The organism is Chrysiogenia bacterium (assembly GCA_020434085.1).
GTDB lineage: Bacteria > JAGRBM01 > JAGRBM01 > JAGRBM01 > JAGRBM01 > JAGRBM01.
This window is the reverse complement of record JAGRBM010000525.1, coordinates 1-11,939: the sequence shown is the minus strand read 5'-3', so window position 1 is coordinate 11,939 and position 11,939 is coordinate 1. Positions and strand designations below refer to the sequence as shown.

The following is an 11,939-nucleotide window of genomic DNA, read 5'->3' as shown; positions in this document are numbered from 1 at the left end:
CGAGCCCGTCCAGCGCATGGTCGAAGGCATCGGTCAGCATGGTGCGGTTGGCCGCCAGGTCGGCCGTGAGTTCCTTCTGATGCAGGTGCATGTAGTTGAGCACCGCAAAGGCGGCGTTGTAGGCCTTGAGCAAACGGTCCCTGTCACCGCCGCCCTTCATCGGCGCAATGGCCTTGTCCATCACGCGCACCAGCACCGGCAGCGAGGCGATGCGCTGCAGCACGACATGGTAGATGCGCGGCAGGGTCTTCGACTGTTTGGCGGCAAGCGAGTTGAGCTGTTCGGTCACGCGCTCGACGTCTTCGTCGCCGCGGACCTTGAGCGGGAAAAGTTTCCCCAGCGCATCGAGCGCGTAATAGGCCACCGCCTCATCCATCTGGATGTCCATGGTGCCGACGATCTGCTGGTAAGCCAGGTCCGTGCGGGATTCGCCGAGCGCCCAGGCCGCCCACTGGCGCACGGAGGTCGGCGCGCTGGTGTCCTTGAGAATGACGGCGATCTTCTCGATCACCTCGGAGTCGCGCGTGCGCATCTTGCCGATGGACTCGAGCGCATAGCAGCGCAACGGCTCCTTGTTCTTGGCCTTGGACGCGAACTCGGCCGCCTCAAACATGGCCTTCACGCGCTCTTCTTCAGTGGGCAGGTCGATGCGCTCCAGGAAGGTCTCGGGCTTGGTGCAGCCCGCCCCCAGCGCAAAGATGCACAGCAGTCCCGGCAGGATCAGGCCGCGAAATTTGGAAATTCTGTACAGCATGGGCGCGCCCTATGGCTGGATTGAGGGAATGCTCATGGCTTTGCCCTCAATCACGAGCTGGCGCGCAAGCGCGGACACATAAAAATCGGGATCGTCGGTGGCGCTCTGCAACACGCTTCGGATGCGCGCGCCCTCAAAAGTGGAGAGCGCGACCAGCATCCAGAATCGCGCGTCGGCATCGTCCATGGCTGCATAGCCATCGGCCAGATCGTCGACCGCCTGCTCCATCCGCCAGGTCGCAATGGTGATGGCGCACTCTTTTTTAACCCAGGGTTTTTCAGCGGGGTCGGTCAGGCAGGCGATAAGGAAGTCCTTTACAAACTTCTCATCTTCCACAATGGTTGGCGCGCCAGTGTGTTCGAATGCGCGCAACGTGCGCTCGCGCACGAAGGAACGCTCGTCTTCAAGAAATTTTCTGAGTTTGTGGGTATCGCCGGCGTCCTGCGCCTTGCGAATGTCCTCGATGACGCTCGCACAGGAGACAAGACTCAGTGCGCAAAGCACAACGAGCAGCCTGCCCCCGAGACCCCTGAAAAATCCGGCCAATTCCCTATCCCCAGAAACAATTCGCCTCAAGCTGAAGCTCGGAGTGTACCACGGCATTCAGCGCAAGCCCAGCCACCGGGCCCAATTCCCGTTCAGCGGCACAATGCGCGGTCGTATTCCTTGCCGCTGCAACGCAGAATTCCGCTCCGCGGGGAGCTGCAGCGGGTTTCCTGCCCCAGGTGCGAGCGCAGCAACAGCGCGGTTCCCTGCACCTTGTAGAAGCCCGAATCTTCGGGCGGCACCCCGCTCAGGGAAAACTTCTCCGGAGGCGCGCCCGCGTGCCTGGCCCACTGTCCCTTCCCGTCAAACTGGATGCTTTCCTCGGCGGTGTAACCCTCCCCGTAGCAAAAGCCGCCGCGCAGCGCCCCCTCTTCAATGGGCAGCGCAACATCGTAGGGATCATCGGGAATCGTGGCCTCGGAGATCTGGACGTCCACACCCGAATCGATTTCTTCACTTTCCCAGGCGCCCGATGGCGCCGAATCCTCGCTGGCCATTCCTTCGTGCCAGACATCATCTTCATACGCCGGCGCCGCCGGGCGATCGGACGAGAGCACCACCCTGGGGCCGGTATAGGGCCCATCGAATTTCCAGGAACGCACGAAACTCTCCAGCGCGGCGGCGAAAGCCGCATAGCGCGTGTTGAGCAACACGGCGCGCAATACCACCGCGCTGGTGGGGCTTTTTGCAACCACCCAGTAGATCACCCGCGCGGGCTCACCGCCCCAGGGGTCGGTGCCGACAAGCTCGGCCCGAATGCCCGGACGCTTTCCAAGATGGAAGAGCCGCAGCTCATCGACGGATGAAGACTGGGGCCGCTTTTCCTCCATCTGCTTCTGGAGATACCGGGCCGTGGTTTCAAGGTCCCCCGCCTGCAGCGGTTCGCTCCAGATGACAAAGGATTCCTCTCCATCTGCGATGGAGGTGGGCTCAAGCAGTTCACCGAGCTTGCCATCGCTCGCGGCGCCGCGGGAGGTGCGCCATCCCGGCGGCGGCGTCATGGTGACGCCCTCGACGCGAATGGTGGCTGCGTGTGCCAATACCGCTCCGCTCAACAGGAGCGCGCAACCAAGGAACGCGGCCATGGCTCGATTTCGTGTTGTTTGCAGCATCGCTGCCTTCCTTGCCCCTGCGCCCGCCAGGTTTCCTGAAGTCCCTTAGGATGCCACGGAGCGGGCCCGTTGCCCAAGGCCATTGACGAAGGGCGGGCGGTGGGCTCTTCTAGGGCCCGCCCGCCATCATGCGGGCCGCCGGGGAGATCCATGAAATCAGCACGCCAATTGATCGGACTGGCCCTGTGCGTGGCCGGTATCTGCGCTTGCGGAAGCGGCCCGGCCTACCCCACCGCGCGCTACGACGGCCCCTGGTGCATGAGCTTTTCGGGCGAATGCGCCGGCGGCCCCAGCGATGTCACCCTCAGCGGCGGCGGGCTCACCGGGATGCTGATCATTCTCGACAGCGGCGACGTGCCCAGCTCGCTCTGCTCGGCGGGCACGCTCAAGCTGGTGGGCACCGTCTATCCGGCTTCGTCCGCCTCACAGGCTCCGGTCGACTTCGGCGCGCTCTCTGTATGGGGCGCAGGCACGCCGGGCTCTTTTGCAATGAACGGCGCCATCTCCGAGGGCGGCGGTGGCGGCGAGTGGTGGAACAGCGATCGTGAATCTGGAACCTTCGCCATGACGCCGGGCGCCTGCCCGGTCCCTTAATTTTTCCGGAAATCTCTATTCAGCAAAAACGACGCGGTTGCGGCCTTCCTGCTTGGCCACATAGAGCGCGTCGTCGGCAAGGCGGATCAGGTCGTCGATGGAATTGACCTGCTCGTGCGGACAGCAGGACACGCCGAGGCTGGCGGTCAGGTTGATGCTGTGCTCGCCCACGGTGATGGTCGTGTCTTCGATGCGCCGGCGGTAGCGCTCGGCCACGACCTTTGCGCCTGCCAGGTCGGTTTCGGGCAATAGCAACGCAAACTCCTCGCCGCCATAGCGCGCGACCACATCGTGGGCACGCAGCCCCTCCCGCAGGACGTTGGCGCACGCAATCAGGGCGCGATCGCCCACCAGGTGCCCGTACTGGTCGTTGATTCGCTTGAAATGATCCAGGTCGATCATCACGTAGGTCATCGCCGCCTGGTAGCGCTCGGCGCGCATGAATTCGAGTTCGAAGACTTCCATGAAGTGGCGACGGTTGGTGATCTTGGTGAGCCCATCGGTGTTGGAGAGTTCTTCGAGGCGCACGTTCTTCTCGCGCAGCTCGTCCTGCAGGGCCTTGATCTTCAGGTGCACCTTCACACGCGCAACGAGTTCTTCGTCGTGGAAGGGTTTGGTCAGGTAATCGGAGGCACCCAGTTCCAGGCCCTTTACCTTCGCGCGTACGTCTTCCTGACCGGTAAGCATGATGACCGGCACGTCGGCGTATTCGGGCTTGCTCTGGATGAGACTCAGGAAGCGAAAACCATCGATGCCGGGCATGATGATGTCGCACAAAACGAGGTCGACGCGGTTGCCGAGCAGGAGCTTGAATCCCTCGACGCCGTCACCGGCCAGCAGGAAGCGGGAGAAAACCTGCTTCTCGCTGAGGGCGCGCTGCACTCGATTGCGAACGCTCTCGGAGTCATCGATGATGAGGACCGTCGTATCCATGGCCGCGTGAACAAAAACCGCCAATCATTTCAGTTATTTCCGTGAACTTCTTACTAAACACCCGCGCCCCTGACAAGGCCGAATGCGTCATGGCGCGATCTGCATCAGTTCCGCGATCAGCCGCCGATACTGCATTGCGAGTTTGCCGATGGAACCGGGCTGCTGCGTGAGGTGATCGAAGGCAGCCGCGGCGGCGGGCAGGTCTCCGGCAGCAAATGCCTCAAAGCCCTCCCTGAAGCGCTCATTTGTCAGGGCCTCGGCCGGCGTGGCGCGGGTGGATTCGTCCTGCAGATAGGCAGCCACATCGGCGGCGGCCTGCGCGCGAAAGCCCATCTGGGAAAACAGCGGCTTTGCCCGAAGCAGGTCGCCATAACAGGCGCCTGCCCGGTCCAGCGCCTCCACGGCAGGGGCATCAGCCTTTCCTGCAAGCCCCCGGGCGAAAAACTCCAGACACTCCTGTTCTTTTCGGGCAACTTTCTGATTGGCGCTTACTTTGAGCCAGATTCCGCCACCCACCAGCAGGCAGACCACGCCAAAGCCCACCAGGATGTCCTGCATCCTGCGTCGCTGGGCCCGGCTGAGGGGCTTTCCTGTCTGCTTTTCCAAACGCACTCCCCGGGGGCGCGGACGGCCCCTGCTTTCATAATCTTCAGCCACTTCCGAATCTGCTGCAAGTACCGGTTTTGGTTGACTTTTGAGGCCCCTAACCATAGTTTGTGCCGGTTTTGCGGCCCCCTGCCCCAGTCCCCTGACAGCGCGGCATGGGACGCCCCGCAAGCGGGAGCCCGATTCAGTGCTGCTCATCAAACTACTACTACTCGGCTACTTGTGCTTCGTCGCGGTCAACACCGTCTCGTATCTGGTCAGCCAGTACGAGCGCGCACGCGAAGCCGACCCCGCCACCGAGGCGGCGCACATCTCGCTGGGCCGCGGGCTCGGCGTGGTTCTGATGGAAGCAGCCGCCAGCTACTTCACCTGGCTGACGCTGCCGATGAAGTTCCTCGAGCGCGGCTCCCAGGTGCGCCTTGCCGGGCACAACCAGTACCCCATTCTCTGCGTTCACGGCTACTACGGCCACGCGGGCAATTTCTGGGTACTCCGCTCCAAGCTCCGCGCCATGGGGCTCGACTGCTTCGCCGCCTACAGTTACCGCACCACCGCCGGTTCGATCGCGGACATGGCCACCGAGCTCTCGCGCCAGGTGGACCGCATCAAGATCGAGACCGGATGCGAGCGCATCGACATCCTCGCGCACTCACTGGGTTCGCTGGTGGCGATGCACTACATCACGCACATGGACGGCGCCGCGAACGTGCGAAAGCTCGTCGCCATCGCCGCGCCCTATGCCGGAACGCGCATGGCCGCCTTCTTCCCGCGCCATGCCATGGACCTGCTGCATCCGAAGAACCCGGAGCTCGCGGAGTTGCAGAAGGCGGCGGCAAAAGTGGAAGGCACGCAGTTCGTCTCCATCTACTCACCCGACGATGCACTGGTCGTTCCGGGCGAGTCGGGCGAGCTGAAGGGGTATGGCGTCAATCACAGCCTCGGGGGAATGGGACACAACACACTGCTGTTCTCGGAGAGAACTGCGGAAGTGATTCGCACGGAGCTGACCGCGCAGGCCTGAGCGGCCCGGCGCGGCAGTGCATTTGGGGAATCTGGCACCGATGAGTTCGCAACAAACGAAACTGGACTGGCTGCTCTCGAAGCGCCTGCACATCGTCACCGGCAAGGGCGGCGTGGGCAAGAGCACACTTTGCGCCGCCATGGGCCTGGTTGCCGCGCGCCACGGGCGCCGCGCCATCATTCTGGAGACCGACACCAAGGAGCGCATGAGCCAGCTCTTTGAGATCCCGCCGGTCGGCTACCAGGAAGTTGAGATCTATCCGGGCCTCTACGCCAAAAACCTCGACCCCGATCACTCCATGGAAGAATACGTGCTGCGCTTCGTGCGGCTCCAGAGCGTCTACGACGCCCTGTTCAAGAAGAGCTTCCTTCAATACTGGATCCAGGGCATGCCGGGCTTTCGCGAGTTCGTCGTGCTCGGCAAGATCTGGGACATGGGCCAGGCCTTCGACAAGAAGCGCCCGGACTACGACATGATGATCATCGATTCGCCGGCCACCGGGCACGGCGTCTCGCTGTGGCAGCTTCCCGAGGCCACGCGCAAGGCCGTGGGCGGCAGTGGTCCCATTGCCAACTACGCGGCCAAGATGCGTGACTTCTTCGCCAACCCCGACGAGGCCGCCTACCACATCGCAACGATCCCCGAAGAGCTTCCTTATACCGAGACGGTCGAGCTTGTCTCCGCCATGCGCGGCGATCTCAATCTGCCGCTGGGGCTTCTTCTGGCCAACCAGATTCCGCCGGCCGCCTACCCGGGTGAGGCACAGCCGCTCTTCGAAAAACTCCTTGGTGGCGGTGCCGAGCGCGACGCGCTCAGCTCCCACCTTGGCGGAACGGACATCGGCGACGCGCTCATCAATGCCGCACGCAGCCAGTCCATCAAGCACGGCCACGGCGTGCACTACATCGAAAAACTCGCCGAGCTCGACGCGCCGATGGTGCGCCTGCCCTTCGTCTATGCCAAGAGCTACGCGAAGACGGCGGTGGAGAAGCTCAGCCACGTTCTCGAAGCCGAGCTGCAGGAGCAGATGAAATGAAGCCTGCTGAATGGATTGCCAACCGCAGCGTCGTCGTCTGCAGCGGCCCGGGCGGCGTGGGCAAGACCACTGTGTCGGCCTCCATCGCGCTGGCTGAGGCCAAGCGCGGTCGCAAGGTACTCGTCCTTACCATCGACCCGGCCCGCCGGCTGGCCAATGCGCTGGGGCTGGAGAGTTTTGGCGCCGAGGCGCGGCAGGTGCCCAAGGAACGCTTCATCGAACAGGGTGAGACCTTCGAGGGAGAGCTCTACGCCATGATGCTCGACACCAAGGCCGAGTGGGACGCCGTGATGACCCGCTACGCGCCCGATTCGAGCATCGTCTCGAAGATCCTCGACAACCGCATGTACAAATACCTGTCCGACAACCTGGTCGGTGCGCAGGAATTCATGGCGATGGAGCGGCTCTATCACCTGCACAACGAGGGCGACTACGACCTCATCGTGCTCGATACGCCGCCCACCAAGCATGCGCTCGATTTCCTCGAAGCCCCCAAGAAGCTCTTCCAGTTTCTCGAAGACGGAACCTTTGTGCGCGTGTTCATCGACACCGGCCGCAGCGGCGGCATGCGCCTGCTGCGCGTGGGAACAACCGCCGTGTTCAAGGTGCTCGAGCGCATCATCGGCTCCAGTGTCATCCACGACATCAGCGAGTTCGTCTCCAGCCTCGAAGGCTACTACGAAGGTTTCCGCGTGCGCGCACGCGCGACGAACGACCTGCTCCAGAGCGAGAAGGCCCTGTTCCTGCTCGTTACCGCCCCGACGCCGCTGGCCCTCTCGGAGACGCGCTACTTCCATCAGCGCCTGATCGAAGCGAAAATTCCCTTCGGCGGTTTCATTTTCAACCGCGTGCACTCGCACTACCTGGAGAGCGAGACCCACCGCGAAGCCGCCGAAAAGCTCTCCAATGAAGAAGATCGCGTAGCGCTGCGCTCGAAAATCGAGAAAGATCCCGCGCTCGGCGAGCAATGGGCCGGTCTGACCGAGGCGCTCGCACAGAACTTTGCCAATCTCGAAACGCTGGCGGAACTCGAAGCGAAGAAGATTGGCTCACTCACCAAGCTGCTCGACAAGGACCAGTTCGTCGTGCGCGTGCCCATGCTCGACCACGAGATTCACGACTCCCTGCAGCTCGATCTGGTCAACGACCACATTTTCGGTGAGACGATTCAGTAGGCCTCCGGCACCCTTGATTCACCGGCGCGCCCACCCTTGAGGTGGGCGCGCTTTTTTGTGCCCGTTCGAAGCAGCCGGCAAGCCCGACTTGTCAGCGAAGCAGGCTGCATCTGCCCGCCCAATCGCCCCGGAATGGCCTTTCCTGCTCCACTTCCGCACCCTCTGGCGATTCCAGGAAGCACTCAGAGCGTAGTTTCACAGCATCCGCGCGACCCTGTCACATGGGCGTCACAGAACATCGTTAGTGTGCGGCGCAACGATTCCGCCACGGATGGGGATCGCCCCCGGTCGGAAACAAAACCTCTGTCAAGAAACCTAAGGAGAACGGGATACAAATGCGAGACATTCGGAGGGTTCAGAAGCACCTTGGTAAGCCGGCGGCGCTCTTTGTGGCGCTATTCGTCGCGATTGCGACTTTCGGCCTTACCACCACGGCACAGGCCAAGGAAGATTTCCAGGCCTATTGGGATAACGGCATTCGCCTCAAAAGCGACAACGTCAGCGTCAAGTTCGGCGGCCGCGTCATGGTTGATGCCATGTGGGGCGTCGGCAACCGGGACTTTGAGGTCAACCTCAACGGTGGCCCGTACCTTGATGGTGTCGAGTTCCGTCGCCTGCGTTTCTACAACGCGGGCACGATCAACAAGAAGGTCGGCTGGAAGGTCCAGATCGACTATGCCAACAACGCACTGAGCCTCAAGGACGCCTACGTTACCTTCAAGGACGTCTTCGCCGGCTTCAGCGTGACCGTTGGTAATCAGAAGGAACCGTTCAGCCTCGAAGAGCAGACCAGCTCCAAGTACATCACGTTCATGGAGCGCTCGCTGGCCAATGCATTCTCGCCCGGCCGCACCGTCGGCCTCCAGGTGGCCAACCACTCCCTGCTCGATGGCAAGGCCACCGTGGCAGCCAGCATCTCGCGTCCGACCATCCTTGGCGGCAGCGAGGATGGCGAGTATGCCTTCGGCGGCCGCGTGACCTTTGCTCCGATCCTCGAGGACAAGGGCGAGCGGGTTGTCCACGTCGGTATTGCCTACCGCTTCCACGAGGACCCGTATCAGAGCAAGGTCAATGAGTTCCGCTTCCGTGAGCGCCCCGAGATTCACATCTCGCCCCGCTACGTCAACACCGGTAACTTCGACGCCGACACCATTCAGGAACTCGGCTTCGAACTGGCCGCCCAGTTCGGCATGGTCAATGTTCAGGGTGAATACATCCTGGCGATCGTCTCGAATGACGGCGTCGTGGGTGGCACCTTTGGTGGCACGAACGCGACCGGCGAGCCGAAGTTCCACGCCTGGTATGTGCAGGCCAGCGTCTTCGCCACCGGCGAATTCCGCCCCTACAAGGGTGGCGCCTTCTCGCGCGTCAAGCCCAACAACGAGCTGGGCAAGGACGGCATCGGCGCCATTGAGATCGCTGCCCGCCTGAGCAGCATCAACCTGACCGACCGCGCTGAGGCAGTCGCCGGCGGCAACGAGCTGAACTTCAACCTCGGCGTGAACTGGTACATGACCCCCAACGCCCGCGTGATGTTCAACTACGTCTACGCTTCCTTCGACGAGCTGGCCGCCCCGCCGCTCAAGGAAGGTCATCTGCAGGCTGTGCAGACCCGCTTCCAGGTGGATTTCTAAGCCGCCGCAACCCGATTCATTTTCTGAATCACGAAACCCCCGGCCAGATGGCCGGGGGTTTTTCTTTGTTGCCTCCCCACGGCACGTGCGCCAAACTCGGCAACCTGAATTGATCCAATTGGCAACTTCGGGGAGACCGTATCATGCGCCTATTCCATCGCACCGTGGCGGCAGCCGCATTTCTGTGTATCTTTTCGCTCTTCACCCTGGCACAGGCCGTGCCTGCCCAGGCCAGGGAAGATTTTCAGGCCTACTGGGACAACGGCGTTCGCTTCAAGAGCGAGAATCTCAGCGTCAGCTTCGGCGGCCGCGCCCAGTTCGACACGATGTGGGGCTGGGGCAACCGCGACTTCGAAGTGAACGTCAACGGCGGCCCATTCATCGACGGTACGGAGTTCCGCCGCCTGCGCCTCTTCAACGCTGGTGAGATCAACAAGAAGGTCGCCTGGAAAGTCGAAATCGACTTTGCGGGCGGCAAAGCGGCCATCAGCAGCGCCTACATGCGTTTTCGCGACGTGGCGGCGGGAACCGACATCACGATTGGCAACCAGAAAGAGCCGCTGCAGCTCGATGAGATGACCAGCGCCAACTACATCACTTTCATGGAGCGCTCGCTGATGAGCACCTTCTATCCCGGCTATAGCGTCGGCGCGCTGCTGACCAACAACAAGCTGCTCGATGACAAGCTCTCCCTGGCTGCAGGCATCTTCCGCCCCGGCGAGGGCAGAGGCGCGGCGAGCGGCCCCGGCGCAACCGAGGATGGCGACTACGCCATCACCCTGCGCGCGACGCTTGCCCCGATCCTCGAAGACAAGGGCGAGCAGGTCGTCCACCTGGGCGTTGGCTACCGCTTCCATGAAGATCCCGCCTGCGGCGGCAGCGGCAGTGTCGCCGATCCCGCCAATACGATCGTATTTCCGACGACCCCCAGCGGCGCGATCACTGCGCGTGAATGCCGCTACCGCGCGCGCGCGGGAACCCATGCGACCGGCACCTACGCACTCAACACGCTGGACTTCGACGCCGACAGCATCCAGCAGCTCGGTTTCGAGCTCGCCGCCCAGATGGGTATCGTCAGCGTGCAGGGCGAGTACATGCTGGTGTTCGTAAGCAACGACCGCCAGTTCAATGCGGCGCTCAACAACACGGGTGAGCCGCGCTTTCACGCCTGGTACGTGCAGGCCAGCGTGTTCGCCACCGGTGAGTTCCGTCCCTACAGCGGCGGCAAGTTCGGCCGCGTAAAGCCCGGGAACGGGCTGGGCAAGGACGGCTTTGGCGCAATCGAAGTCGCGTTCCGTGTCGATTCGGTCAATCTTACCGACCGCGCCGAGGGCGTCGCCGGCGGCAACGAGACCAACTACACGCTGGGTGTGAACTGGTACCTCACGCCCAATGCCCGCATCATGACCAACTACGTCCTGGCGACCTTCGATGAGCTGGCACTGGCGCCCGGACTCAAGGAAGGCCACCTGCAGGTGGTCCAGAGTCGCTTCCAGGTTGATTTCTAGAGCGAGCCAGCATTTTCAACCAGGAAGACCCCCGGCAAATGCCGGGGGTTCTTCTTTGATTTCAGCAGGTTACAATTTTTCCTTGCACTTATCTGGAACGATCGTTACAGTTACCATATTGCCGCGATTGGCCGGAAGGAGCACCAGCCATGGACCTCGATCTCGAACACGTTCTCGACCGCACCCGCAAGGGCCAGTGGTCCGTACACGAATTCGACTGGGATACGCCCCTGCAGGGCGCCGATCATCTCTCCGAGCAGGAAAAGCGCGAGATGGCGTTGATGATCCTCTTCACCGCCGGCCTTGAGATTCAGGCCGCGCGCATCTTCGAGCTGTGCGCCAGGTACGTCACCGACAAGACGGCCAAGCAGATCTATGAGCTCTTTGGCATCGATGAGCGCCGCCACGCGGAGGCCGAGATCCTGATGGCCAGGCGCCTCGGCACCGAGTGGGAAGACCTGCCGCTGGCGACCCGCGCGATGTTCAAGTTCCAGGACGTGCTGTGGCAGAGCCCCACGCGCCTGCTCCATGAATTTACCAGCACGCAGATCATTCTCTTCGAGATCGGGCTGGACGCGCTGCTCATTCCCGCGCTCAAGGAAATCGACGATCCACTCCAGAAGGAAGTCTTCCGCCGTATCGACGTGGACGAATCGCGCCACCTGGCGATGGATTACTGGCTGCTCCAGCGCAAGGCCGAGGGCGTGGACATCGAGCTGAGAAAGCCCACCACCCTGCAACGCCTGCGCATGGCCCCCATGATGGTGTTCATGCCCATGGGTTTTGTCGCCGTCGCGCGCAACGCAAAGAGCATGCAGGCCAGGATGCGCTCCCCCGAACGGGTCGCCAACTACTGGAACCGCGTCAACCACGTCACCGACAAGGCCCCAGGTGCCATGAACCTCAAGCTCTACCGCATGGGCGTGAAGATGCAGGAACAGATGCAGCGCATGATGGGACGCGTCTCCGGTGAGGGCGCGCCGCCCCCCGGCCGCGCAGCGGCGGCCTGAGGAAGCCTTT

The 11,939-nt window shown here is 62.5% G+C and carries 12 protein-coding genes; 7 read left to right on the top strand and 5 right to left on the bottom strand.

Annotation, left to right across the window (positions count from 1 at the left end; all coding sequences use genetic code 11):
- From KDH09_17640 to KDH09_17630, 3 genes are all read right to left on the bottom strand, one after another.
- The coding region (locus tag KDH09_17640; protein ID MCB0221525.1) for a hypothetical protein at positions 1-754 on the bottom strand (754 nt) is incomplete at its 3' end.
- A gap of 9 nt (positions 755-763) precedes the next feature.
- The gene (locus KDH09_17635) at positions 764-1,300 is read right to left on the bottom strand and encodes a hypothetical protein (GenBank protein ID MCB0221524.1); all 537 of its coding nucleotides are present in this window, start codon (positions 1,298-1,300) and stop codon (positions 764-766) included.
- Positions 1,301-1,392: 92 nt separating this feature from the next.
- The gene (locus tag KDH09_17630) at positions 1,393-2,340 is read right to left on the bottom strand and encodes a hypothetical protein (GenBank protein MCB0221523.1); all 948 of its coding nucleotides are present in this window, start codon (positions 2,338-2,340) and stop codon (positions 1,393-1,395) included.
- Positions 2,341-2,562: 222 nt separating this feature from the next.
- Here KDH09_17630 and KDH09_17625 point away from each other — a divergent pair, with 222 nt between their 5' ends.
- On the top strand, positions 2,563-3,006 hold the full coding sequence (locus KDH09_17625; GenBank protein ID MCB0221522.1) for a hypothetical protein: 444 nt from the start codon (positions 2,563-2,565) through the stop codon (positions 3,004-3,006).
- Positions 3,007-3,021: 15 nt separating this feature from the next.
- Here KDH09_17625 and KDH09_17620 read toward each other — a convergent pair whose 3' ends face one another.
- Complete coding sequence (locus KDH09_17620; GenBank protein ID MCB0221521.1) at positions 3,022-3,939, bottom strand: diguanylate cyclase; 918 nt, start codon at positions 3,937-3,939, stop codon at positions 3,022-3,024.
- Between the two features lie 87 nt (positions 3,940-4,026).
- On the bottom strand, positions 4,027-4,545 hold the full coding sequence (locus KDH09_17615; protein MCB0221520.1) for a hypothetical protein: 519 nt from the start codon (positions 4,543-4,545) through the stop codon (positions 4,027-4,029).
- A gap of 187 nt (positions 4,546-4,732) precedes the next feature.
- On the opposite strand from KDH09_17615, the gene KDH09_17610 reads away from it, so the two are divergent.
- From KDH09_17610 to KDH09_17585, 6 genes are all read left to right on the top strand, one after another.
- Complete coding sequence (locus KDH09_17610; GenBank protein MCB0221519.1) at positions 4,733-5,566, top strand: hypothetical protein; 834 nt, start codon at positions 4,733-4,735, stop codon at positions 5,564-5,566.
- A gap of 40 nt (positions 5,567-5,606) precedes the next feature.
- Positions 5,607-6,602, top strand: a complete 996-nt coding sequence (locus tag KDH09_17605) for an ArsA family ATPase (protein ID MCB0221518.1) — start codon at positions 5,607-5,609, stop codon at positions 6,600-6,602.
- Positions 6,599-7,777 (top strand): ArsA family ATPase, encoded by a 1,179-nt coding sequence (locus KDH09_17600; protein ID MCB0221517.1) that lies wholly within the window; start codon positions 6,599-6,601, stop codon positions 7,775-7,777. The genes KDH09_17605 and KDH09_17600 overlap by 4 nt, the downstream gene beginning before the upstream one ends.
- Before the next feature lie 335 nt (positions 7,778-8,112).
- Positions 8,113-9,411: a hypothetical protein gene (locus KDH09_17595; protein ID MCB0221516.1), complete on the top strand. Its 1,299-nt coding sequence runs from the start codon at positions 8,113-8,115 to the stop codon at positions 9,409-9,411.
- A gap of 143 nt (positions 9,412-9,554) precedes the next feature.
- Positions 9,555-10,919: a hypothetical protein gene (locus KDH09_17590; GenBank protein ID MCB0221515.1), complete on the top strand. Its 1,365-nt coding sequence runs from the start codon at positions 9,555-9,557 to the stop codon at positions 10,917-10,919.
- Positions 10,920-11,068: 149 nt separating this feature from the next.
- The gene (locus KDH09_17585) at positions 11,069-11,929 is read left to right on the top strand and encodes a hypothetical protein (GenBank protein MCB0221514.1); all 861 of its coding nucleotides are present in this window, start codon (positions 11,069-11,071) and stop codon (positions 11,927-11,929) included.
- The last annotated feature ends 10 nt before the right edge of the window (positions 11,930-11,939 follow it).